This is a genomic window from Arthrobacter sp., assembly GCF_031179985.1.
In the GTDB taxonomy this organism is placed as follows: Bacteria; Actinomycetota; Actinomycetes; order Actinomycetales; family Micrococcaceae; genus Arthrobacter.
Window position 1 is genome coordinate 186,412 of sequence record NZ_JAPSHJ010000001.1, and the last position, 24,259, is coordinate 210,670.

21 protein-coding genes and 1 pseudogene are annotated in these 24,259 nt (G+C 63.2%); 5 read left to right on the forward strand and 17 right to left on the reverse strand.

What is annotated here, in order from left to right; all coding sequences use genetic code 11:
- Positions 1-9: 9 nt before the first annotated feature.
- From ftsY to coaD, 7 genes are all read right to left on the reverse strand, one after another.
- Positions 10-1,224, reverse strand: coding sequence for a signal recognition particle-docking protein FtsY (ftsY, locus tag RIN13_RS00960; RefSeq protein ID WP_309105451.1), 1,215 nt, complete (start codon positions 1,222-1,224; stop codon positions 10-12).
- Between the two features lie 87 nt (positions 1,225-1,311).
- On the reverse strand, positions 1,312-4,977 hold the full coding sequence (smc, locus tag RIN13_RS00965; RefSeq protein WP_309105503.1) for a chromosome segregation protein SMC: 3,666 nt from the start codon (positions 4,975-4,977) through the stop codon (positions 1,312-1,314).
- A gap of 190 nt (positions 4,978-5,167) precedes the next feature.
- Positions 5,168-6,136 carry a bifunctional DNA-formamidopyrimidine glycosylase/DNA-(apurinic or apyrimidinic site) lyase gene (gene mutM / locus RIN13_RS00970; protein WP_309105452.1) on the reverse strand — a complete coding sequence of 323 codons (969 nt, stop codon included), beginning with the start codon at positions 6,134-6,136 and terminating at the stop codon, positions 5,168-5,170.
- Positions 6,137-6,144: 8 nt separating this feature from the next.
- Entirely contained in the window at positions 6,145-6,864 is a 720-nt protein-coding gene (rnc, locus tag RIN13_RS00975) for a ribonuclease III (protein ID WP_309105453.1), read from the reverse strand.
- 23 nt (positions 6,865-6,887) lie between these two features.
- The gene (gene rpmF, locus RIN13_RS00980) at positions 6,888-7,091 is read right to left on the reverse strand and encodes a 50S ribosomal protein L32 (RefSeq protein WP_247045637.1); all 204 of its coding nucleotides are present in this window, start codon (positions 7,089-7,091) and stop codon (positions 6,888-6,890) included.
- Positions 7,092-7,128: 37 nt separating this feature from the next.
- On the reverse strand, positions 7,129-7,653 hold the full coding sequence (locus RIN13_RS00985) for a YceD family protein (RefSeq protein ID WP_309105454.1): 525 nt from the start codon (positions 7,651-7,653) through the stop codon (positions 7,129-7,131).
- 167 nt (positions 7,654-7,820) lie between these two features.
- Complete coding sequence (gene coaD, locus RIN13_RS00990; RefSeq protein WP_309105455.1) at positions 7,821-8,321, reverse strand: pantetheine-phosphate adenylyltransferase; 501 nt, start codon at positions 8,319-8,321, stop codon at positions 7,821-7,823.
- A 92-nt stretch (positions 8,322-8,413) separates the two neighbouring features.
- Here coaD and RIN13_RS00995 point away from each other — a divergent pair, with 92 nt between their 5' ends.
- Both RIN13_RS00995 and RIN13_RS01000 read left to right on the forward strand, forming a co-directional pair.
- A complete protein-coding gene (locus RIN13_RS00995; RefSeq protein ID WP_309105456.1) occupies positions 8,414-9,643 on the forward strand; it encodes an aminotransferase class I/II-fold pyridoxal phosphate-dependent enzyme in 1,230 nt (409 codons plus the stop codon).
- Entirely contained in the window at positions 9,643-10,428 is a 786-nt protein-coding gene (locus RIN13_RS01000) for a fused MFS/spermidine synthase (protein ID WP_309105457.1), read from the forward strand. The genes RIN13_RS00995 and RIN13_RS01000 overlap by 1 nt, the downstream gene beginning before the upstream one ends.
- Positions 10,429-10,446: 18 nt before the next feature.
- On the opposite strand, the pseudogene rsmD reads toward RIN13_RS01000, so the two are convergent.
- From rsmD to thiL, 4 genes and pseudogenes are all read right to left on the reverse strand, one after another.
- Positions 10,447-11,034, reverse strand: a pseudogene (rsmD, locus tag RIN13_RS01005) (16S rRNA (guanine(966)-N(2))-methyltransferase RsmD); the annotation flags it as partial.
- A gap of 33 nt (positions 11,035-11,067) precedes the next feature.
- Positions 11,068-13,335: an ATP-dependent DNA helicase RecG gene (locus tag RIN13_RS01010; RefSeq protein WP_309105458.1), complete on the reverse strand. Its 2,268-nt coding sequence runs from the start codon at positions 13,333-13,335 to the stop codon at positions 11,068-11,070.
- Positions 13,325-14,395: a DAK2 domain-containing protein gene (locus RIN13_RS01015; RefSeq protein WP_309105504.1), complete on the reverse strand. Its 1,071-nt coding sequence runs from the start codon at positions 14,393-14,395 to the stop codon at positions 13,325-13,327. The genes RIN13_RS01010 and RIN13_RS01015 overlap by 11 nt, the downstream gene beginning before the upstream one ends.
- Positions 14,396-14,417: 22 nt before the next feature.
- Positions 14,418-15,443, reverse strand: coding sequence for a thiamine-phosphate kinase (thiL, locus tag RIN13_RS01020; RefSeq protein WP_309105459.1), 1,026 nt, complete (start codon positions 15,441-15,443; stop codon positions 14,418-14,420).
- Between the two features lie 77 nt (positions 15,444-15,520).
- On the opposite strand from thiL, the gene RIN13_RS01025 reads away from it, so the two are divergent.
- The gene (locus RIN13_RS01025; protein WP_309105460.1) at positions 15,521-16,024 is read left to right on the forward strand and encodes a DUF3515 domain-containing protein; all 504 of its coding nucleotides are present in this window, start codon (positions 15,521-15,523) and stop codon (positions 16,022-16,024) included.
- A 181-nt stretch (positions 16,025-16,205) separates the two neighbouring features.
- Here the strand turns inward: RIN13_RS01025 and RIN13_RS01030 are convergent, their stop codons facing one another.
- The 6 genes from RIN13_RS01030 to leuC form a co-directional block, all read right to left on the reverse strand.
- The gene (locus RIN13_RS01030; RefSeq protein WP_375164638.1) at positions 16,206-17,354 is read right to left on the reverse strand and encodes a D-alanine--D-alanine ligase family protein; all 1,149 of its coding nucleotides are present in this window, start codon (positions 17,352-17,354) and stop codon (positions 16,206-16,208) included.
- Positions 17,351-18,403, reverse strand: a complete 1,053-nt coding sequence (locus RIN13_RS01035; RefSeq protein ID WP_309105462.1) for an NAD(P)H-dependent glycerol-3-phosphate dehydrogenase — start codon at positions 18,401-18,403, stop codon at positions 17,351-17,353. Before RIN13_RS01035 ends, RIN13_RS01030 begins: the two co-directional genes overlap by 4 nt.
- A complete protein-coding gene (locus RIN13_RS01040; RefSeq protein WP_309105463.1) occupies positions 18,400-19,227 on the reverse strand; it encodes a lysophospholipid acyltransferase family protein in 828 nt (275 codons plus the stop codon). Before RIN13_RS01040 ends, RIN13_RS01035 begins: the two co-directional genes overlap by 4 nt.
- Before the next feature lie 12 nt (positions 19,228-19,239).
- On the reverse strand, positions 19,240-20,565 hold the full coding sequence (murA, locus tag RIN13_RS01045) for a UDP-N-acetylglucosamine 1-carboxyvinyltransferase (protein WP_309105464.1): 1,326 nt from the start codon (positions 20,563-20,565) through the stop codon (positions 19,240-19,242).
- A gap of 152 nt (positions 20,566-20,717) precedes the next feature.
- Positions 20,718-21,320, reverse strand: coding sequence for a 3-isopropylmalate dehydratase small subunit (leuD, locus tag RIN13_RS01050; RefSeq protein WP_309105465.1), 603 nt, complete (start codon positions 21,318-21,320; stop codon positions 20,718-20,720).
- 8 nt (positions 21,321-21,328) lie between these two features.
- Positions 21,329-22,783 carry a 3-isopropylmalate dehydratase large subunit gene (gene leuC, locus RIN13_RS01055; protein WP_309105466.1) on the reverse strand — a complete coding sequence of 485 codons (1,455 nt, stop codon included), beginning with the start codon at positions 22,781-22,783 and terminating at the stop codon, positions 21,329-21,331.
- A 112-nt stretch (positions 22,784-22,895) separates the two neighbouring features.
- On the opposite strand from leuC, the gene RIN13_RS01060 reads away from it, so the two are divergent.
- Both RIN13_RS01060 and RIN13_RS01065 read left to right on the forward strand, forming a co-directional pair.
- Entirely contained in the window at positions 22,896-23,615 is a 720-nt protein-coding gene (locus RIN13_RS01060) for an IclR family transcriptional regulator (protein ID WP_309105467.1), read from the forward strand.
- A gap of 59 nt (positions 23,616-23,674) precedes the next feature.
- Positions 23,675-24,235: a DUF1697 domain-containing protein gene (locus RIN13_RS01065; protein WP_309105468.1), complete on the forward strand. Its 561-nt coding sequence runs from the start codon at positions 23,675-23,677 to the stop codon at positions 24,233-24,235.
- The last annotated feature ends 24 nt before the right edge of the window (positions 24,236-24,259 follow it).

The following is a 24,259-nucleotide window of genomic DNA, read 5'->3' on the forward strand; positions in this document are numbered from 1 at the left end:
TTGGTGGTGCTAGTTCAGCAGGGCGTCCACGAAGCCTTCAGCCTCGAACGGTGCCAGGTCATCAGCACCTTCACCGAGGCCGATGAGCTTGACGGGCACTCCAAGGGATTTCTGGATGGCGACGACGATCCCGCCCTTCGCGGTGCCGTCCAGCTTGGTGAGGACGATGCCGGTGATGTTTACTACCTCGGCAAAGACACGGGCCTGGTTCAGCCCGTTCTGGCCGGTGGTTGCGTCCAGGACCAGGAGGACCTCGTCCACCTCTGCGAGCTTCTCGATGACCCGCTTTACCTTGCCGAGTTCGTCCATCAGCCCGGTCTTGTTCTGAAGCCTTCCGGCGGTGTCAATCATCACCACGTCGACTTCCTGGTCGATGCCGGCCTTGACCGCCTCGTAGGCGACAGAGGCAGGATCCGCACCCTCGACGTCGGACTTAACGGTGGGTACGCCCACACGCTGACCCCAGGTGGCCAACTGCTCAGCGGCGGCTGCGCGGAAAGTATCGGCAGCGCCGAGCAGCACGTCCTTGTCCTCGGCCACCAGTACCCGGGCGAGCTTGCCCACAGTGGTGGTCTTGCCGACGCCGTTGACGCCAACTACCAGCATCACGGCAGGAGTATCAGCGTGGCGCTCCACCCGCAGGCTCCGGTCCATTGAAGGATCCACCAGCTTGATCAGCTCTTCGCGCAGGAGTGCCTTGACCTGTTCAGGCGAGCGCGTGCCAAGTACCTTGACCCGTTCGCGGAGGGCATCCATCAACTGCATGGTGGGCCCCGTGCCAAGGTCCGCCAGCAGGAGGGTCTCTTCGACCTGATCCCAGACGTCCTCATCGATTTTGTCACTGGACAGCAGGACCAGAAGCCCCTTGCCCAGGATGTTGTTGGACTTGACGAGGCGCTCCCGGAGCCTGTTCAGGCGGCCGGCCACCGGGAGTGGTGTTTCAACCTGAATGGTCTCCAGCCCGGCAACGTTGTCCGGCACCTCAGTGATTTCAAGGTCTTCGAGGTCGACGCCGGCAGGAGCGTTGCGCTCCTTATCAGCCACAGGCCTGTCCGCAACCAGTGTGCCGCGGGCTCCTTGCTGCGGCGCCCCGGGATCGTTCAGGTCACGCGTTCCGGGGTAGCGGTTGATGTTCTTCCGGGTCTTCATGAAAACCGGAATCAGGCCGCCGATAACCACCAGGGCAGCAAGAATGGGCAGAAGAATAGGGAGGATGTCGTTCACTCCCCTAGCTTCTCACAATCGGGAACGGTGTTTTCTGAAGGCCCGTAGACCGTGGCGCTCCCTGGGCCCGTCAGCTGGAGCCTTTGCTCAGACCTCAGCGGCGAGGCGTTGGCTGATGACGGTGGAAACGCCATCTCCCCGCATTGTCACGCCATATAGAGCGTCGGCCACTTCCATCGTCCGCTTTTGGTGGGTGATGACGATGAGCTGGCTGGATTCCCGCAGTTCCTCGAAGATGGTGATGAGGCGACCAAGGTTGGTGTCATCAAGTGCTGCCTCCACTTCATCCATGACGTAAAACGGCGACGGCCTGGCTTTGAAAATAGCAACAAGGAGAGCCACTGCTGTGAGGGACCGCTCCCCGCCTGACAAAAGTGAGAGGCGTTTTATCTTTTTTCCGGCCGGACGGGCTTCCACCTCGATGCCGGTGGTCAGCATGTCTGTGGGATCGGTCAACACGAGCCGGCCTTCGCCGCCGGGGAACAGCCGGGCAAACACCCGCACGAATTGGGCTGAGGTGTCGGCGAAAGCCTCCGCAAACACCTTCTGCACGCGTTCGTCGACTTCCTTGATGATGTCCAGGAGGTCCTTGCGGCTGGACTTGAGATCTTCCAGCTGCGTGCTGAGGAACTGGTGCCGTTCTTCGAGGGCTGCGAATTCCTCCAAGGCAAGGGGGTTGACGCGACCCAGCGAGGACAGGTCCCGCTCAGCCCTTTTCAGGCGTTTTTCCTGTTCCTCCCTGACATAGGGCTTGCCCTCGAGTACAGGGTTTCCGTCTTCATCGACCGGGGCGCGCAACGATGCCCATTTGTCGGTTGTCTCCCCTGCAGGCACCGGAACAGGCAAATGGGGACCATAGTCAGCTATGAGCTGCTCAGGCGTAAGCCCAAGTTCTTCAACAGACCGGAGCTCGAGCGCCTCGATCCGAAGCTGCTGCTGGGCGCGGGCCAACTCATCCCGGTGCACAGAATCGGTCAGGTCAGCCAGTTCCCGGGCAAGGGCATCGTTGCCTGACCTGACTTCCACGAGTTCGCGGTCCCTCGCTTCCTTCTGTTCCTCAGCCTCATCCCGTTCCTGGCGGGCAAGTTCAACCGATACGTCCACGAAAGCGGCGGCCTGCTCCACAGCAGCGGCGACAGAGGCGGCCCGGGCAGCCTGGAGCCGGCGCCTGGCAGCCCGCTGCGCCGCTTCCTCCCGTGCGCGGCGCTCGGTGGCGGCCGCCCTTTCAAGGGAGGAGGCCCGGTTCCGGGTGGCTGTCAGTTGTTCTTCGGCACTCCGCAGCGCGAGCCGGGCATCCATTTCGGCAGCCCTGGCCAGCGACGCCGCCAATGCCAGGGCGTCGCGGTGCTCTGAGGACGGTTCCTGGTCTGCGGGCGCCTCCTCTGCGGCGGCGAGGCGGGCCGCTACCTGCTGCAGAGCTTCCCGCTCGGTGAGGATGTTTGCTTCCGCCGCCGTCAACGAGGCAGCCAGCCGTTCGCTCTCCCCCACAGCGCTGCGCAGCACCGAATTCAAATGGCCAAGGCGTTCGGCGACAGCGGCGAGCCTGGCATCGGAATCGTGCAGTTTTTCGAGCGCCGCTTCCGTCCTGTCCTCGGCTTCCGCCCTTTTTGACTCGGCAGAGGCCAACGCAAACCGCGTGCGCTCCAGGTCCGCCACAATGCCTTTTATCCGGGCATCGGCGTCGTCGACCGCGGCTTGCACCTCAAGCAGCGACGGAACCGAGGCGGAACCACCGCTGACGGTCAGAGCCGTAAAGACGTCCCCGGCACGCGTCACGGCGGTCAGCTCGGGACTGCCGGCTACGACTCCCGCTGCGGACTCCAGGTCTTCAACAACGACGACGCCGGTAAGCAGCTCCGCCAAGGCTGCCTCGCCTGGCCTGGACGTTTCGCCCTGGTTCGAGGATTCCCCCAGATTCGAGGATTCGATGAGCTCCGAGGACTGAACAAAACTCAAGGCCCACCGGGCACCTGCTGGGAGCTCTGGAGCAACTGCCTGAACCCGTTCCCCGGGCGTGGCTGATGCGCGGGTCCCCGGCCCGGCGCCTGCGAGCAGCAGCGACGCACGTCCGGCGTCGTCGTCCTTCAACAGCTGGACTGCTTCAAGGGCGGTGCCGGCATCCCTTACCACCACGGCGTCTGAGCACGAACCCAGAGCCGCAGCGATAGCCGCTTCGTAACCGGCCTCAACCTTCAACGTCGAGGCCAGTGTGCCCATTGCGCCGGGAAGCCTGGCATCAACGATGTGGCTGGTACCGTCCTTGCGGTTCAGGCCCATTTGCAGGGCATCCCGCCGGGCGACCAAAGCGTCCCGCTCGCGTTCGGCCTCGCGCTCCGCGGCTCTCAGCTTCTCGATCTCGGCGAGTATTTCCTCAAGCACGGCGCTGGCGTTTTCGTAGTCAGCGTCGAGGCTTTCCTCGCCGTCCTCAACCCCTGCCACCTGGGATTCGAGGGCAGTGAACTCGGACTGTGCCAGACGGCGCCGTTCATCACCGGCGGCTTTTGATTCCCGGAGGCGACCCAGTTCAGCTTCCGCTGACTCCACACGGGACCTCGCCGCGGCAACCTGCCCGGCCAGACGTGCCAGCCCTTCCCGCCGGTCTGCCGCTGCCCGAAGAACTGCGGCCAGTCGCCTGTCCTCGGCGGCCGCGGCCTCTTCGGCCTCTTTCTTTCCTGCTGTCGCAGTTTCCAGCTCAGTGCTCTTGACCCCAATGAGATGCTCGAGCTCAGCCTGTTCGGCCCGCACCCTGGCTGCCTGCTTTTCCAGCTGTTCAGGATCCCGTCCAGAGTCAGGAAGGGGGTCGGAGGCGCCAAGCAGCCGGCGCCGCTCCGTGGCCAAGGAGCCCAACGAGCGGAGACGCTCCCTGTGGGCGGTCAGCTGGTACCACGTATCGCGGGCAGCGCTGAGCCTCGGCGTGGCTTCAGCTGCCAGCTGCTCCAAAGCTGCCTGCCTCCGTCGACCGCCTTCAAGCTCCAGCTCCACCACACCACGGCGCTCCTTGAGGGCAGACTCGTCGGCAACATCCTGTTCGAAGGCGGACTGCAGCTGGACAAGGTCGTCGGCCAGGAGTCTGGCACGCGCGTCACGGACCTCGAACTGAACCGTCTGGGCACGCCGGGCGATTTCAGCCTGCTTGCCCAGGGGCGTCAGCTGGCGGCGGATCTCCGATGTCAGGTCACTAAGCCGTTGGAGGTTGGCCTGCATGGCTTCGAGCTTGCGGACTGTCTTTTCCTTGCGACGGCGGTGCTTGAGTATCCCAGCGGCCTCTTCAATGAAGCCCCGGCGGTCCTCGGGTGTTGCGTGCAGCACCTTGTCCAGCTGCCCCTGGCCGACGATCACGTGCATCTCACGGCCCAGTCCCGAATCCGAGAGCAGCTCCTGAATATCCAAAAGTCGGCAGCCGGCACCGTTGATGGCGTACTCGGAGCCGCCGGTCCGGAAGAGCGTCCGCGAGATGGTGACCTCGCTGTATTCGATCGGCAGTGCGCCGTCGGTGTTATCGATGGTCAGCGAAACGTGCGCCCGGCCAAGGGGCGGGCGGCCGGAGGTTCCGGCAAAAATGACGTCCTCCATTTTGCCGCCGCGCAGGGTTTTGGCGCCCTGTTCACCCATGACCCAGGCCAGGGCGTCCACCACATTGGACTTACCGGAGCCATTGGGACCCACCACAGCAGTGACGCCAGGCTCAAAATCGAAGGTCGTGGCCGACGCAAACGACTTGAATCCCCGGACAGTCAGGCTCTTAAGGTGCAAGGTGGTTCGGATCTCCTGAATAGCTGCGATACTGGTTGACGCGGACAAGGTTCACCTGCAAGGTGACGGAAGCAGCGGTAGCTTTCCTGCCCAAATCTACTGCTTGGCAGCGACATTCAGCGGATTTCCGGCGCTTTACCAGGCAGTTTTGCCATCGGTCACTCGTCTGAAGTCGCGGCGGCAGGAGCGGTTACCAGCGTCCGTTTCGTGGTCTGGGCTGGCACACGGGGCAGGTGTAGGAGGAGCGGTTCATGAACTGCTCCCGCTTCATCAGACTGACCAAGCCGACGCCGGCGCACCGCTTGCACTCCTGCCCCTCCCTGCCGTAGGCGTTCAGGGAGCGGTCGAAGTAACCGGAGACTCCATTGACATTGACGTAGAGGGAGTCGAAACTGGTGCCGCCTGCTGCCAGGGCGTCCAGCATCACTTCGCGGACCGCCTCGATTAAGCGCAGCGCTTCGGCCTTTCGAAGCGTATCTGTGGGACGGGCGTAGTGCAGCCGGGCTTTCCATAACGCCTCGTCCGCATAGATGTTGCCGATGCCCGAAACAAGGCCCTGATCCAGGAGCGCGCGCTTCAGACCTGTCTTGCGAAGATGCAGCCGGCGATAGAACGCATCGAAAGAGAAATGGGGATCCAACGGGTCACGGGCTATGTGGGAGGCCTCTTCGGCGATCATCGGCAGAGGCTCCTCTGCAAGCCCGCCGGGGCCGCCGTCGTCTGTTGGAACGAGCGATGTGACGAAAAGCCCGCCGAAAATCCGCTGGTCCACAAAACGCAACTCGTTGGGCATGCCGTTGCTCGGGCTCAGCCGCAGCCGCACCTTCAGGTGATTTTCATCAGGCTCCGCCGCATCCTCAACCAGGAGTTGGCCGCTCATGCCCAAGTGGGCCATCACCGCTACGGCCGGCTGCGTATTCTGACCTGAGGCCGAAGCCGGGGCAGCTTGTGCTTCCACCAACGGCATCCAGAGGAATTTGCCGCGGCGGACGACGTCGAGGACTGTGGCGCCCTCGAGGTTCCCGGCAAAGTCCTCAGGACCCAGCAGATGCCTACGGACGGAACGGGGATCGAGAACGTCCACCGAGATGATGGTGCGTCCGCGGACCCAGTTCACCAGGCCGCGGCGTACGACTTCTACTTCAGGCAGCTCGGGCAAGGAACCGCCTAAACGCCCGCCTGTGTACCGGATGCTGCGCTGGTGTCCTGGGGTGAGGAGAGCTTGCGCCACGCGTCCGCGGCAGCTTCCTGCTCCGCTTCCTTCTTCGAGTGCCCTGCACCCTTGCCATAGTCGATCCCGCCGATGCGAAGCACGGCCTGGAAAGTACGGGCGTGGTCCGGGCCCGAGCCCTCAACGGCATAGTAGATACTGCCCAGTTGCCGGCTCGCAGCCAGCTCCTGGATGCTGGTCTTCCAGTCGGTTCCGGCGCCAAGGGCGGCGGCGTCCTTCAGCAGCGGTCCGATGAGGCGCATCACCAGCTGGCGGGCTGTCTCGATGTCGTTCGAGACATAGGTGGCCCCGATCAGGGCCTCCATGGTGTCCGCGAGGATGGACGCCTTGTTCTTGCCCTCGGTGAGTTTTTCACCCTGGCCAAGATAGATGTACTCCCCGATGCCGAGGCTTCGCCCGATTCCTGCCAGCGCCCTTGTACTGACGACGGCGGAGCGCCGCTTGGCAAGATCACCCTCCGGAAGGGAAGGGTTGTCCCGGTACAGGGCGTCGGTGACGGAGAAGCCAAGGATGGAATCACCCAGGAACTCGAGACGCTCGTTGGTGGGTATGCCCCCGTTTTCGTAGGCATAGGAGCGGTGTGTGAGCGCAAGACGAAGCGTCCCGGCGTCAATAGAGACACCGAGACGCTTCAGAAGCTCTTCAGTTGAAGACATCTTGTTCAGCCTTGTATGGCCGATTAGACGTCCGCGACCCTGCGGCCCTTGTACTCAAGGAACAGCGCAGTGCCAGCCGAGTCGGTAACGACCTTTGCCTGGTGCGGCAGGCTGTAGGTAACCTGGCCGTTCTCAATGGTCTTCACCAGGTGGGGGGCGGTCGCCTTCCACTGGGAACGGCGGGCGCGGGTATTCGAGCGAGACATTTTCCGCTTGGGAACAGCCACGGCTAACTCATTTCTCTCTTAGTCCAACACTTACAAATCAATTTTGCCGGTCAGGCTTAGCCAGATCAGCTAGGGCAGCCCAGCGAGGATCTACGACCTCGTGGTGGTGCCCCGGCTCGTCTTCCAGGCGCGCTCCACATTCGGAACACAGGCCCTGGCAGTCTTCCCGGCACACCGGCTGGAACGGCAGCATGGTAATCACCGCGTCCCGCAACACCGGTTCAAGATCGATCAGATCGTGCTCGACTCGACGTTGCTCTTCATCGTCTTCTCCGTCAGAGAACTGAGCGCCCTCGTAGAAGAAAAGTTCCTGCACATTGACCTCAAGGTCATACGCAAGGGGATCCAGGCATCGGCCGCATTCACCGGAAACTTCGGCGATGACATTTCCTGATACCAGAATTCCTTCGTGTACGGCCTCAAGCCTCAGGTCCAGTTCGATATCCGAACCTTGCTGAACGCCAATGAGTGCTACACCAAGATCACTTGGTGCAGGTACATGCTCCGTCAGTGTCCGCATGCTTCCCGGACTGCGTCCGAGGTCCTTGACGTCAAACACCAAGGGCGAACTAGCATCTCGTTTTATGAGAACTCCTGTTGAACATATGACCGACGTACCATCTTAGCCTGATGGGTGGTGTGGACTCAAACTGAGGGCTGAACCGCTGCATGCAGCGCTTGCCGGTCGGATGAATGCCACAGTCGTCTGGCGATGTGTACCGATAGAGCTTACCCTCTGGGCGATCCTTCTGCTGAAGACTCGCCAGCAAGCATCCGTTTCAGGACCGATCTGGGGACAAACTCCGAGATATTGCCTCCCAGGGAGGCGACTTCCTTGATCAAGGTAGAGGACAGGTGGAGGTAATGTCCCTCAGCGGGAAGGAAGACAGTCTCCACACCGCTTAGCTGCCGGTTCATTGTGGCCATGGGCAGTTCGTAGTCAAAGTCCGAGGAGGACCTCAGGCCCTTGACGATGGCGGACACACCCCGCTTGCGGCAGTACTCAGCCAACAGTCCGTCCCCTACCGGCTCAACCACGATCCCGCGCAGTGACGCGAGTGTCTCCCGTGCCATATCGATGCGTTCTTCGAGCGTGAAACGGTACTTTTTCGCATAGTTCGTGGAGACGGCCACGATGACTTCGTCAAAAAGCCCGGCCGCCCTGGCGATGACCTCCAGGTGGCCGTTATGGATGGGATCAAAGGAACCTGGGCATACTGCGCGTCGCATATTCCGAACCTACCCCATGGGCGGAGCGGGATACCATGACAGCACCGCAAGGACGCGCGATTCAGCCGGGGATAAGCCCGGGATAAACCGGGATGAGCACAGACAGGAAGCACGTGACCCGAACAACTCCTTCCCCTTGGCAGCGGGCCGCCACCGGAGCCAATTTGCTGGCCGCCGATGGTTCCCTTGGCGTCACGATCTTCGAAGAGATGACCACCCTCGCGGTGAAGACCGGTGCCATCAATCTCGGGCAGGGGTTTCCGGACGAGGACGGCCCAGCCGAGATTAAGGCTGCGGCGCAGGCTGCCATCGCCGCAGGTGCCAACCAATATGCCCCGGGTAAGGGAACAATGGAGCTTCGGGAAGCCATTGCCGTCCACCAGGGACGGTTCTACGGGCTTCGGCCTGATCCCCAAACTGAGATAATCGTCACCACCGGAGCCACGGAAGGTATAGCCGCCACCCTGCTGGCACTGGTGGAACCGGGGGACGAGGTCCTTACGTTCGAGCCGTTCTACGACTCCTACGGCGCAATAATCGGCCTCTCGGGGGCCACTCATACCACCGTGCCCCTCCTCGCACCGGACTTTATGCCCGATGTTGCATTAATGGAGGAAGCCTTCACGGAACGGACCAAGGTGGTGCTGATCAACAATCCGCACAACCCCACTGGCGCTGTGTTTCCCCGTGAAGTACTTCAGCGCGTCGTCGAACTGTCAGCCCGGCACAATGCCGTCATCGTCACGGATGAGGTGTACGAGCACCTGACCTTCGATGTTCCCCACATTCCCGTCGCCACCCTTCCCGGTGCCGCGGAGCGCACCGTCACTATCTCCTCCGCCGGCAAGACTTTTTCGTTCACCGGTTGGAAGATCGGGTGGCTCAGCGGCCCAGAACACCTGGTCTCCGCCATCCGGACAGTGAAGCAGTTTCTGAGCTACAGCTCCGGCACTCCCTTCCAGGGCGCCATTGCTGTAGGGCTCGGCCTTCCCGATGACTTCTACACAGGGATCGCCAAAAGCCTGGAGCGCAAGCGTGACATCCTCAGCGAGGGACTGCGGGCCGCAGGCCTGGACGTGTTCACGCCGCGGGGAACATATTTCGTGAATGTCGACACCTCCCCGTTGGGAATCTCCGATGCCGTGGATCTGGCCCGGAGGCTGCCGGCGCTTGTAGGCGTTGCTGCCATACCCGTTCCGGTGTTCTGCCACCCGGAAGGTGCAGAGCGCACCCGGAGCCTCCTGCGCTTCGCCTTCTGCAAAAAAACGGCAGTCCTCGAAGAAGCCGCCGCCCGCCTGGCGACGCTGCGGGAGAGGCTCTGATGATCAGCCGCAGCGGCCCGCCGGCCGCGCGGTTCCTCCAGGGCATCGGAAAACACGCAAGCATAGAGCCGGATGCCTACACTCAAGGCGGCTACGTCCTCAGCATCGGCGGTGCGGAGCAATCCCACGTCAACCTCGCGGACCCCCATGAGGTCTTTTATGAGTACTTGCGGAGGATCGCCAACGTCGTGGATCTCGCCGCCCCTCCCGGCCAGGCCGTCCACGCGCTGCACCTTGGCGCAGGTGCCCTCACCCTGGCCCGCTACATTCAGGCCACCCGGCCCGGTTCCCGCCAGTATGCAGTGGAGCTGGAACGGGAACTGCTGGACTTTGTGCTCCAGCACCTTCCTTTGCCTGAAGGGACTGATTTGACTGCGATTGTTGGGGACGCCCGCGAGTCCCTTGCCGATCTTCCGGCCGGACTCAGTTTCGACATCATCATCCTGGACATTTTCTCCGGCCCCGAAGCCCCCGCCCATATCGCCTGCAGCGAATTCTACGGAGAGGCTGCTGATCGACTGGCTCCGGGAGGAGTCCTCATCGTGAACGTGGGTGACGAACCCGGGCTAAGCCTCGTCCGGAGTCAGGTTGCAGCCATGCGCGGGGTATTCCAGACGGTTGCAGCAACGGCTGAGGCCGGGATGTTCGCCGGGCGCTACCCCGGCAACATTGTCCTGGTGGGAACGCAAGACCCTTGGCCGGAGGAGTGGACGGCGTCCCTCAATTCCCGTGGCCCTCATCCGGCGAACGTATTGGCCGGGGTGGAGCTCGACGCGCTCAACTGACCGGATCAGCCGCTTGCTCTACTCCCGGGCCGAGGGTTCAGCAAACCACAGCTTGGTTTCGCCGTATTTGCGTTCCGCAAATCGCTCCATTGAGGCAGGCCATTGGGGTTCGGGGGTCCGTGACGATCGTTCGACCACCACCACGGCAGCGTCGGCGAGATGTCCGGACAGTTTCTCCAGCACAGCGGCGAGGGCCCCCTCATCCAGCGGATAGGGCGGATCCAGGAACACCAGATCCCATAGAACTCCCGCCTCTGCCCGTTCAAGAAACGGCTCCACCTTTGACCTGTGAACCGAGACGTTCTTGCCGCCCAGCGCTGTGTTGATCATGTCCGCATTCCGCTGGCAGACGGCGCTTGCCTTCGCATCGAATTCCACGAGGTCTACGGCTTCAGCACCACGGCTGGCGCTTTCTACGCCCAACGATCCGGAACCCGCATAGAGATCCAGAACCCTGGCCCCGGCGATGACGTCGAAGGCCTCCAGTCGGGAAAACAATGCCTCCTTGACCCTGTCCGTGGTGGGCCGTGTCAACGAACCCGGGACGCTGACCAGGGGTGTCCCGCCGGCCACGCCGGCAACGACCCGGCTCAAGCCGGTCCCCCGGAGCGCGGGCCGGCTGCCATGGCGGCATTTGTTTTAGCCTCGCTCAAGGAAGGCCTCCTTTTCGGGGTTCAGGTATTCGTCGATGGCTGAGGCCAGGACAGGATGGGTCAACAGCTGCGGATCCAGGCCGACGATGCGCTGGGCGTCCTGCCGCGCGCGGGCAATGACATCCTCATGTTCCAGCACCCTCAACAGCCTCAATGTGGAGCGGCCACCAGACTGCGAGGCTCCGAGGATATCGCCTTCGCGGCGGAGTTTGAGATCCTCCTGCGACAGCTCAAAGCCATCGGTGGTCGCTGCGACGGCGTCCAGCCGGCGACGGCTTGGATGCCCGGGTTCCAGGGTGGTCACCAGTAGACAGGTACCGGGCAGTCCGCCGCGGCCAACGCGCCCGCGGAGCTGGTGGAGCTGCGAAATACCGAACCTGTCGGCATCAAGGATCACCATCAGCGTCGCGTTATGGACATCGACTCCGACCTCGATGACCGTGGTGGAGACGAGGAGCTTGACCTGATTCGCGGTGAAAGACGCCATGGTCTCAGACTTCACACCGGGATCCTGCCTGCCATGAAGGGGCGCCAGTGGCACCCCTGCGAGGGCAGGTTCCTCCTTGAGATGTTCGACGACGGCGGTCACCGAGGCCAGTTCGCGTCCGGTCGAGTCACCTTCCGGTTCCGCCCCGGACGGCTCCGCCTCACCAGGACTGAAGTCGCCGTCGTCGTCCGTGCCGATCTTGGGGCACACCACATATACCTGATGACCGGCGTCGATCTCTTCGCGGGAGCGGGACCAGATTCTTGCTGCCCACGCGGGGTTTTCGGCGAGGCCGACGATGTGCGTGGAGATCGGGGCACGCCCGGCGGGGAGCTCGTCGAGGACAGACGTTTCCAGGTCTCCGAAAACGGTCATGGCCACGGTCCGCGGGATGGGGGTGGCTGTCATGACCAACAGGTGTGGCGGCTTGCGGGCTTTGGCGCGGAGGGCATCGCGCTGCTCGACTCCGAAACGGTGCTGCTCATCCACCACAATCAGGCCCAGGTCGTAGAACGAGACGTTCTCACTGAGCAGCGCGTGGGTGCCGATGACGATCCCGGCCGTTCCGGAGGCTGCATCGAGCATGGCCTGCTTTCGCGCGGCAGTGGGCATTGATCCCGTCAGCAGGGTTAGCTGGACCCCGTCGATGCCCGTGGCCGCCGCCGCGCCTCCAAGGAGACCGTCGCGGACCAAGGGCCCGAGCGTCCGGCGGATTGACTCGAAGTGCTGGGCGGCGAGGACTTCAGTAGGTGCGAGCAAAGCCGCCTGCCCCCCGGAGTCAACAACCTGCAGCATGGCGCGTAAGGCCACGATGGTCTTTCCAGAGCCGACTTCTCCTTGCAGGAGCCGGTTCATCGGGCTGTCCTGCGACAGCTCACCGGACAGTGTCTTTCCGACGGCGGCCTGGCCGGCGGTAAGAGTAAAGGGCAACTGCCGGTCGAAGGCTGCCAGCAGGCCATTGGGTACCGGCCTCCGCGCCGTAGCTTCCTCGGCGGCGAGCTGGGCGCGCCGCCGGGCGAGCGCCGATTGAAGGACCAGTGCCTCCTGGAACCGGAGGCGGTCCCTGGCCCGCTGCCAGTCCGGCTGCGTCTCCGGGGCATGGATCAGACGGTAGGCCTCACCGACCGGAAGGAAATGTTCCCTGGCCGTGATCTCGGCTGGTAGCGGGTCCTCAAGGTCGCCCAGATCAACGGTGTCGAGCAGCGTGGAGATCACTTTCTGGATGGACCAGCTGGTCAGTTTGGCAGTGGCCGGATAGACGGGAATGGGCATTGCCGCCAGCTTCTCCGGGTCCAGGCCTGGAGCATCGGGGTCCTCGTCCAGCAGGAGAAAGTCTGGATTGGTCAGCCCCAGCGTCCCCCCGAACATGGTGACTTTCCCGGAGAACATGGCCCGCCGGCCCGGAAGGAGCTCTGCCTTGGCCCTGTATCCGTTAAAAAAGCTGATCTTGAGCGTTCCCGCCCGGGCGCCGGAAGCGGCACCTGTCCCGGTAGCGGCCCCGGCGTCGTCGGTAATGACGACGTCGGTCAAGGAACCACGGCGGGCCCTCATGGCACGCGTGCTGCTGGAGACCACTCGCGCAATCAGCGTGACGTCCTCGTCCAGGGGCACCTCGCTGATAGGTGTCAGCTCCCCCCTGCTCAGATAGCGGCGGGGGAAGTAATTGAGGAGTTCACCGACAGTGGCAATACCGAGGTGCTTCTCGATGACAGCCGCGGAGCGCTTTCCGATGCGGCGCTCCAGGGCAAGGTCCAGCTCAGCGCTCATGCCCGTTATAGTCTCCGACCTCAACATTCCGCGCCTGTGCCAGCTCGCTGATGGAGATTTCAGTAGGCTCACCCAGTGCGCGGATTACGGCAACGGCGGGCGCCTCTTCCCTTACATGAACGTGGACACGCCAGCGGTACTTGCCGTCCGTGTCTGCAGAATGGCCCAGCTGGCTCATGATGACGGAGTCGCCCATCTGGTCAAGGCGTTGCCGCAGAGTGGCTGCATCCAGCGGCGAAAGGTTGATGGTGCACATGACTTCCACGCCGTCGTCATCAGGCATGGAAGTGTGGATATGGGGATCCTGGACGTCGTAGCCGTGCAAGCCATCCAGAAGTTCGCTTTGCAGCTCTTCCCCCAGGACAGCCGAGCGCAGGCAGTCCAGGATCAGGAGCATACCGACTCCCCCGGCATCTACGACCTTGGCCGCTTGCAGGGCGTCCAGCTGTGATTCAGTGCGGATCACCGCTTCCAATGCAGCCTGCACGGCGGCGTCGAGGGCGAGGCCCAGGGCATGATTGCTGTCGTCCCCGTTCAGAGCCGAGTCGACGGCGGAGACTGCCCGGGAAGCGGCTTCGATCACGGACAGCATGGTGCCAGGTACCGGATCACTGAGCGCAGTCCACGCCCTGATCTGTGCCCTGTTCAGGGCAGCTGCCAGCAGAGGGGAACTGAGCCGTGTGTGCCCGGCCAGAGGTTCGGCGGCGGCGCAGAGGAACACCGAAAACAGGGTTCCGGAGTTGCCGCGTGCTTTCTCCATAGCCGCCTGGCCTGCCACTGCCAGCACGGCCCCAACATCATTGTGTCCGGCAGCTCCGTGGACGGGAGTTCCGTGGACGCCGGTTCCGTGGAGGGGAGCCCCTGAGTCGCGCAGGACGGTCTGGGATGGACCGGCCTTGGCCCCGTTGCCCCATCCGCCAAGGGCTTCAGTCGCGGCACGGACGGTGAGATACAGGTTGGTGCCGGTGTCGCCGTCTGCGACCGGAAAGATATTGATCGCATTGAGTCGGTCGCTGTGGTTTCCAAGGGCTGTTTCTGCCTTGCTCAACCACCGCTTCATCGCTTGCGCGTTCGCGGCAATCTTAGTCTGCAAAGTGATCCCATCCCACAAGGTCAGCGGGCCGGCCCGCTATATTGACACCCGTACTGTTGTTTCCTGCAAGGGCCTGCACTGAGCCTATCGCAGCAAAGCCCCTGGGCAACTGAACTCCAGCGGGGAAGGTTGCAAGCAGGCCGTGGTCCTCGCCACCGCCCAGGACCCACTCAAGCGGCTCCCTTCCAAGCAGCCGCCCCGCGGGAGCCAATGGGGCCGCCAGGAGCTTCAAGGACTCAAGATCAAGGTCCACGATCACCTGGCTGGCTTCCGCCATCCGGCCGGCATCCTTGACGAGCCCGTCAGAGACGTCGAGCATGGCCGAGGCCCCCGCCTCCAGCGCCAACGGCCCCGAAGCCAGAGGAGGAAAGGGGCGGCACTGGGCGTCCACGATCTGACGCAGGCCCGGGGCCAGTGATGACATGCTGTGTCCTGACTCCAGAATGGCAAGGCCTGCCGCGGCCCGCCCGACGGTGCCGGCAAGCGCCAGTACGTCCCCCGGAGCGGCACCGGACCGCAGCACAGGGTCCCTGCCATCCAGGGTCCCAAGTATGGCCACGGTAACCGCAAGTTCACGCCCCCGGCCAAGGTCCCCGCCCGCAACTGAGCAGCGGAGTGCTCCCAGTTCACGGATGCTGGCCGACAATCCGTCCGCAAAATCCTCGACCCAGGACACATGGGTTTCCCTGGGAAGCGTCAGGCTCACCACCATGGAGGTTGCCTGGGCTCCCATGGCATTGATGTCGCTGAGGTTCTGGGCAGCGGCCTTCCAGCCGACGTCGTACCCCGTGCTCGCGTGGCCGTTGGGCCACTGGAGGCGAAAGTCCTGGTCTTGGACCTGGGTATCGATGCTGAGTACGGTACGTCCGTCGGGACTGCCGACGATTGCGGCGTCGTCGCCAGGGCCGAGCAGCAGCAGGGCGCGGGCCTCGGGAGCGCTTTTGAGGCGGGGGAAGATCCGGGCAAGCAGCCCGGATTCGGTTAGGTCAGCAACGGTCAGCGGAGTTTCAAGCACGGCACTACGCTATCGCGGGGGAGGACATCGCGGGCCGCCGGCATCACTGGGCGGCCGCCGCAGGATAGGCTTGTTTGATGCTTCGGCCCAACTCAACGGTCACCTCACCCCGGATCCGCCTCCTCGCCATTCTGGCCGCTGGCACGCTTTCGCTCACAGCCTGCTCTCCCGTCGTAGATGTCGCCCCGGCGAAGGATGCCGCCAATCCAGCGTGTGCACCCATGATGGTGGCCCTTCCCGAGGCAATCGGGGACGCCCCGTTGCGCAAGACGAACAGCCAGGCGACAGCGGCGTGGGGAGATCCCTCGCGTGTCATCCTCCGGTGCGGTGTCAACCCGCCGGGACCCACCACTGACAGATGTGTCAGCGTCAACGGCATCGACTGGGTCATCAAGGAAGGGGACCCGGTCTACACGCTCACCACGTTCGGCCGGGAACCCGCGACAGAAATCCTGATGGATCCCGAAAAGATCTCCTCGGCAACGGTGTTGGCTGATCTTGCCAGCGCTGCAGGAAAGATCCCCGCAAACCGCAACTGCGTGGGCAAGGAAGATTTGCAGAACCTGCCGCCAACCAGCTAGGTGCCGCCTGGGCCCACGCCGGCAGGGTTCCCTGGCCGAAGCGGAGCGAGGTTAGGGTGCCGCCTGGGCCCACGCCGGCAGGGTTCCCTGGCCGAAGCGGAGCGAGGTCAGGGTGCCGCCTGGGCCCACGCCGGCAGGGTTCCCTGGCCGAAGCGGAGCGAGGTTAGGGTGCCGGTGGGGACTAGCGGAGCCCCGTTTTCCGGTGGAGGGCCAAGTAGATCAGTTCGTCAATGAGGGCCGGATAGCTCAACCCTGACGCGGCCCACATCTGCGGGTACATGCTCTTGGGGGTGAAGCCGGGCATCGTGTTGATCTCATTGATGATGATGTCGCCGTCGGGAGTGTAGAAGAAGTCCACGCGGCTCAGGCCTTCGGCACCTACGGCGTCAAAGGCTGCGGCGGCGAGTTCCCGGACCCGGGCGATGGCTTCTTCCGGGATGTCTGCCGGGCAGCTCAGCTGCGCAGCATCGTCCTCAACGTACTTGGCATTGAAGTCGTAGAATTCGTGACCGCCCCCTGCAACTGAGATTTCGCCGGGCATGGAGGTGCGCGGCGGCTGGGTTCCACGGCCCTCAAGCACGGCGCACTCGATCTCCCGCCCGACGATTCCTGCTTCAATAACAAGCTTGAGATCGTGGCGGCGTGCCTCCTCGATGGCGGCATCCAGCCCTTCGAGGGAGTCCACCTTGGAAATGCCCATGGAGGAGCCTGCCCGGGCCGGCTTCACAAAGACGGGGAATCCGAGCAGGTCGACGCGTTTACGCACCGACTCCGGGTCAGTGAGCCACTGGCGGTCTGTCACGGCCACGTACGGTCCAACATGAAGCCCGGCGGCCTCAAAAACAACCTTCATGAAGTGCTTGTCCATGCCCACGGCTGAAGCCAGCACCCCGGCCCCGACGTAGCGGGTATCAGAAAGCTCCAAGAGCCCCTGGATGGTCCCGTCCTCGCCAAACGGCCCATGTAGGACGGGGAACACGACGTCAACAGTCCCGAGTTCCTGCGGGATCTGGTTCGGTGCGGCCACAATGAGCTGGTGCTCGCCGCCGATCTCGGCCAGCGTGACGGTACTGGGCGACGGCTCGACCTCCGGTATCAATGACGAGGACAGCGACCATTGCCTTGTATCTGCGGACGTCAGCACCCATTGGCCTGTCTTGGCGATGCCGATGGGAATGACGTCGTATTTATCCTTGTCAATGGCACCCAGCACCCCGGCGGCGGTGACGCAACTGACGGCATGCTCGCTGGATCGTCCACCGAAGAGCACAACGACGCGGGGGCGGCGCGGCTTGCCCGCGACTTCTACATTCTCATCCGACACAGTCAGTAATCGCCTTCGGGTTTCAGTTCCCGGGCAAGCAGCCGCGGTCCCAGTTCGTCAACGGACATCTTTCCGGCAAGGACGGCCACCACGGCCGCTGTAATGGGCATATCAACGCCCAGTTTTCCTGCCAGTTCATGAACAGCCTGGCCGGATTTGATCCCTTCGGCCGTCTGTGTCATTTTCTCAGTTACCTGGCCGAGGGAAAGACCCTCCCCCAGCAAGCGGCCGGCGGTATGGTTTCTTGACAGCGGCGAGGAACACGTTGCCACAAGGTCACCCAAACCTGCCAGCCCGGCCATTGTCTTGGCCTCGCCGCCCAAGGCAAGCGCCAGACGTGAAGTCTCGGCCAGTCCACGCGTGATAACAGACGCTTTGGTGTTGTCACCCATCTGTTTGCCTTCGCAGATGCCTACGGCCAGCGCGATTACGTTCTTCACAATGCCGCCGATTTCGACGCCGACGACGTCGCCTGTGGTGTAGGGACGGAAATACGGGGCAGTGCAGGTGCGCGCGATCCAGCCGGCGGCAGCAGCGTCGGAACAAGCCACAACCGAGGCGGTGGGCTCTTCCCGGGCGATCTCCATCGCAAGGTTTGGCCCTGAAACCACTGCTATCCGATCGGCCGGAATCCCCAGTTCCTCGCAAATGACTTCACTCATGCGGGCATCTGTACTCAGCTCCAGGCCCTTCATCAGTGAGACCACCATCGCATCAGCACCGACAAGGTGTTTCCAGCTCCTCAGCTGTGGCCGCAGTGTCTGCGCAGGCACAGCCAGCACCACCAGGTCAGCGCCGGCCAGAACCTCATCCACATCCATGGACGCCGTGATGCTTGCCGGTAATTCGACATCCTTGAGGTACTGCGGATTGCGGTGGCCTGCGTTGATCTCCTCCACGACCTCACGGCGACGGCCCCAGATACGGATGCTGCGGTCGACGCCGGATGCAGTGGCGGCATCAGCCAGGATCTTCGCAAAGGTGGTGCCCCAGGAGCCTGCACCCAGGACGGCCACGCTGAGTGCCGAACCGGGTTTGGTGTCCTGCTCGGTCATTCCAGACCCCGGGAAGGATCCGTCAGGTCGCTCTCTGTCGGGCTGCTCCGGGGAGCGGTGCCGCCGTCGGCAATCGTTTCCGGGGCGCTCTTGTGCATCTTCCGGCCATGCTTGGACTGGTTGTGGGCCGAGGGATCCCAGCGCTCGGCCGGCGGCTCCTCACCGCGTAGCCCCGCCAGCAAGGCTGTGATGTCCTGCATGATCGCTTCGGTGGCTGCGGTCAATGTTGCCTTGTCCAGGGGGCGGCCTTCGAAGGCGCTGAGGTCAACCGGCGGCCCAACCACCAGCCGCGAACGTTTCCGCGGAAAAAGGTGGAAGCTTTTGGCGTAGCGCGGAAAAACTTCGTGCGCGCCCCAGTGGGCTATGGGAACCACGGGGATCCCGCCCTCCAGAGCCAGGCGGGCCGCCCCGGTGTGGCCTTTCATGGGCCAGAACGCCGGGTCCCGGGTGAGGGTTCCTTCGGGGTAGATGACAATAGCTCCGCCTTCGGCCACAATCTCCTGGGCGAGCTGCAGCGAGCGGTTCGCTCCCGCCGTCGAGCGTTCCACCGGAATCTGCTTGGTTGCCCGCAGAATCCAGCCCAGGACGGGGACCTTAAATAGGCTCGCTTTGGCGAGGAAGTGCGGTGCCCGCTTCTGGTTGTAGAGCATGTGCCCCACAATGAGGGGGTCGATTTCGGTGCAGTGGTTGGGCGCAGCGATGAAGCCGCCTGCGGGAAGCTTCTCCGTGCCCTCCCATTTCTTGTCCATCATGACGTTCAGCAGGCTCCGTGCGATGCCGGCGATAATCACGAACGTGACATGGCTCTTGGCCGTTTCCTTCAAAGGGAGCCCCCGCTACTTAACTGCAGTGATGTCGAAATCGGCGCCCAGGCCCGCGAGCTTTTCGGTGAACCGTTCATAGCCCCGGTTGATGATGTCGATGCCGGTGACACGCGACGTTCCGGTCGCGGCCAGGGCTGCGATGAGGTGGCTGAAGCCGCCGCGAAGATCGGGAACATCGATGTCGGTTCCCTTGAGTTGGGTGGAACCGGAGATAACGGCCGAGTGCAGGAAGTTGCGTTGCCCGAAGCGGCAGGGGACGCTGCCCAGGCACTCCCGGTGCACCTGGATGTTGGCGCCCATGCGGAGGAGTGCATCAGTGAAGCCGAAGCGGTTTTCGTACACGGTCTCGTGGACGATGGACACGCCCTCGGCCTGGGTGAGTGCTACGACCAGCGGCTGCTGCCAGTCGGTCATGAAGCCGGGGTGCACGTCGGTCTCCAGCACCAGGGGACTCAGCTTGCCGCCGTGGTGATAGAAGCGGATGCCGTCCTCGCCGATGTCCATGCCTCCTCCAACCTTGCGGTAGGTGTTGAGGAACGTCATCATGTCGCGCTGTGTTGCACCTTCGACGAAGATATCGCCTCGTGTCACCAGTGCCGCCGAGGCCCACGACGCCGACTCGTTGCGGTCCGAGAGAGCGCGGTGGTTGTAACCGCCCAGGTCACGGACGCCCTCGATACGGATGGTCCGGTCCGTCTGAACGCTGATGATGGCGCCCATTTTTTGGAGCACGGCGATGAGGTCCACAATTTCAGGTTCGGTGGCCGCCCCCGAGAGCTCGGTGATGCCTTCAGCTCGCGTTGCGCTGAGCAGAACCTGCTCTGTGGCGCCTACCGAGGGATAAGGCAGGGAAATCTTTGCTCCCTGCAGGCCCCGGGGGGCAGAGATGTGGATGCCGCCGGGCCGCTTCTCCACCACAGCGCCGAACTGCCGGAGCACGTCGAGGTGGTAGTCAATGGGCCGGTCGCCGATCTTGCAGCCGCCGAGGTCGGGGATGAAGGCCTCGCCAATCGCGTGGATCAGCGGTCCGCAGAGCAGGATGGGGATGCGCGAGTCCCCCGCGTGGGCATCGATAGCGGTGCTGGAGGCCGTCTTGGCATCCTTGGGGTCCAAGGTGAGATCGCCGGTGACGGGATCCTTGTCCACGGTGACGCCATGCAGCTGCAGGAGGCTGGTAACAACCTCGACGTCCTTGATTTCAGGAACGTTCCGCAGCAGGGACGGCTCGTTGCCCAGCAAGGCCGCAACCATCGCCTTGGGGACGAGGTTCTTGGCCCCGCGGACGGTGACGCGGCCTGTAAGCGGGACGCCTCCGCGGATTGTCAGAACACTACTCATTTACCGGTTTCCTCACGATTACTCGCCCCCCAATACTTCCAAAGGCTCCCGCTAAGCATATGAGTTCGCTGTTCCGAACCGAAATACAGGCGCTGTGCAGCGTCCCGCGGAGGCAGTATCGCGACCTCCCGAGACCGCTCTTGAGAGTACGCTCAGGACAGCCGTGCAGGCAGGGTCTTGGGTTTGAACGAGGGCCGGGTGGCTTCGTAGGCGGTGATGTGTTCCTCGTATTTAAGGGTCAGCCCGATGTCATCCAGGCCTTCCAGGAGCCGCCAGCGCGTGTAGTCATCAATGTCGAAGGGTGCAACGACGTTACCGCAGGTGACGGTCTTGGAAACGAGGTCGACAGTCACCTCGGTGCCCGGGGCGTTCTCGAGGACCTTCCAGATGAGTTCGATGTCATCCTGGGCGAGTTCGGCCGCGAGCAGACCCTGTTTGCCGGAGTTGCCTCGGAAGATGTCAGCGAAGCGTGAAGAGAGAACTGTCTTAAAGCCGTAATCCTTCAGCGCCCAGACAGCATGCTCTCGGGAGGAACCGGTACCGAAGTCGGGGCCGGCAACAAGTACGGAGCCGGCGTTGAACGGAGCCTGATTCAGGATGAAGGAGGGGTCCTTGCGCCAGGCTGAGAACAAGGCGTCCTCGAAACCGGTCCTGGTGATGCGCTTGAGGTAAACCGCGGGGATGATCTGGTCGGTATCCACATTGCTCTGTCGCAGCGGGACGCCAATTCCGGTGTGGGTGGTGAACTTTTCCATGGATACTCCTAGGCGGCGTCGGTGCGGATGGCTGCGGTATCCGGAGCGGGGTCCAGATCCGACGGGGAACTGAGGGTTCCGCGGACAGCGGTAGCGGCGGCCACTACGGGCGAAACGAGGTGCGTCCTGCCGCCCTTGCCCTGCCGGCCCTCGAAGTTCCGGTTGGAGGTCGAAGCGCAGCGCTCCCCCACCTCCAGCTGGTCGGGGTTCATGCCCAGGCACATGGAGCAGCCGGCGAAGCGCCACTCTGCACCGAAGTCCTTGAAGACCTTGTCCAGACCCTCAGCCTCGGCTTCAAGCCGCACCCGGGCGGATCCCGGCACCACGAGCATGCGGATGTTGGGGTCCTTCTGGCGCCCGCGGACGATGTCCGCAGCGGCACGGAGATCCTCCATGCGTGAATTGGTGCAGGAACCCAGGAACACGGTGTCCACCCGGATTTCCTTCATTGGCGTTCCGGCTGTCAGTCCCATGTACTGCAGGGCACGTTCGGCCGCCGCTTTGGCGTTTTCGTCGCCGAAATCCTCGGGAGACGGGACCTTGGACGACAGGGATACACCCTGGCCCGGGTTGGTGCCCCAGGTAACAAACGGCTCCAGTGTGTCTGCGTCGAGATCCACCTCGGCGTCGAACGTCGCGTCTTCCTCCGTCAGCAGGGTGTTCCAGTACTCGACGGCGGCGTCCCACTCGGCATCCTGAGGAGCGTGCGGGCGGCCCTTCATGTAGGCGTACGTGGTTTCGTCCGGAGCCACCAGGCCCGCGCGCGCGCCGGCTTCGATGGACATGTTGCAGATGGTCATCCGGGCTTCCATCGAAAGCGCCCGGATGGCTGAGCCGCGGTACTCCAGGACGTAGCCCTGCCCGCCGCCCGTACCGATTTTCGCGATGACCGCCAGGATAATGTCCTTGGCGGAAACGCCCGGCTTCAGGGTGCCTTCGACGTTGATGGCCATGGTCTTGAACGGCTTCAGCGACAGGGTCTGGGTGGCCATGACGTGTTCCACCTCAGACGTGCCGATACCCATTGCAAGTGCGCCGAAAGCCCCGTGGGTGGAGGTGTGGGAGTCACCGCAGACAACCGTCATGCCGGGTTGGGTCAGGCCCAACTGCGGGCCAACGACGTGCACGATTCCCTGCTCGGCATCACCGAGGGAATGCAGCCTGACGCCGAATTCCTGGCAGTTGTTCCGCAGGGTCTGGATCTGGGTCCGGCTGGTGAGGTCGGCAATGGGCTTGTCGATGTCCAGTGTCGGCGTGTTGTGGTCTTCGGTGGCAATAGTGAGGTCGGGGCGACGCAGCTTGCGGCCGGCCAGCCGGAGGCCTTCGAAGGCCTGCGGTGACGTCACTTCGTGGACGAGGTGAAGGTCGATGTAAAGAAGGTCCGGCTGAGCGTTGGCGCCATCGCCGTCGCCTTTGCGCACCACGTGCGCGTCCCAGACTTTCTCGGCCAATGTCTTTGCCATGGCCATCTCCCTTCAGTGCTGTTGGCTGTTAATATCCACTGAATCAGCAGACCTCTGTAATAAGCCAGTCCAAAGATTTGCATCTCAGATAATGAGACGGCAATATCAGTACATGGACAATTCTAGCGGAGTCGGTGTCATCGATAAAGCGGCCCATGTGCTTGACGCACTGGAGGCCGGACCCACCACCCTGGCGCAGCTTGTGGCGGCTACGGGACTGGCGCGGCCAACGGTGCACCGGCTCGCTCTTGCCCTTGTCCATCACAGGCTGGTGAGCCGGGATATCCAGGGAAGGTTTGTCCTGGGCAGCCGGCTGGTTGAGCTCGCATCCGCTGCTGGCGAGGACCGCCTGATAGCTTCCGCCGGCCCCGTACTCATGCAACTGCGCGATGCCACCGGCGAAAGTGCCCAGATCTTCCGCCGCCAGGGCGACTGGCGCGTCTGCGTCGCCTCCGCCGAACGCCCCATCGGGCTCCGCGACACCATCCCCGTTGGCACGCAGCTGTCCATGAAAGCCGGATCTGCTGCCCAGGTCCTGTTGGCGTGGGAGGACCATGACCGCCTTCTTGAAGGTCTCCAGTCAGCCCGCTTCACGCCCACAGTCCTCGCAGGAGTACGACGGCGGGGCTGGGGTCAGAGCCTGGGTGAACGCGAGCCTGGTGTCGCCTCAGTTTCGGCTCCCGTCCGCGGACCGTCAGGACGGGTGATTGCCGCGGTTTCCATCTCCGGCCCGATTGAGCGCTTAACGCGCCAGCCCGGGAGGCTCCACGCCGAAGTGGTGTGCAACGCTGCCCGCCTCCTGACTGATGCCCTCCGCAAGACCAACGACTGACAGCAAACCGGCTGCCCGATGTGCTCAGGTACAGTTTGCGCCGGCAGTACGCTGGCAAGATGACCAGCTACGCAGTCTTCCTCCGCGGCGTCAATGTGGGCGGCATCAATATCAAGATGGCTGATCTCCAAAAGGCCCTTAAGCAGTGTTCGTTCAAAAACGTGAAGACGCTCCTGGCCAGCGGAAACGTTGTGCTGACCAGCGATCTGGACCCGGCATCCCTAAAGAAGCAATTTGAGGCCTGCCTGCGGGAGGCCTTCGGCTATGACGCCTGGGTGGTGGTTTTGACTTGCCAACGGGTGGCGGATCTTGTGCAGGCCTGCCCTTATCCAGCAGACGATAAAAGCACCCACAGCTACGTCACGCTGTCATCGGATCCGGCAATGCTCGACGACATGGTCACAGCCGCCGTAACTCTTGAAGGCGGGGAGACCGACGGAAACGGCGTCCAGCGGCTGGGCCCGGAGGCCCTGGCCTGGCTGGCTCCCGCAGGGGGTACCCTCGAAAGCCCGGTCAGCAAAGTATCCGCTAAAGCCCGCTACAAATCGACCACCACCACACGTAACCTTCGCACGCTGATCAAGGTGCGGGATGCTGCAAAGGCTCTCTCAGAGGTGTGATGTTAGCCGACGCAATTTAGCGCG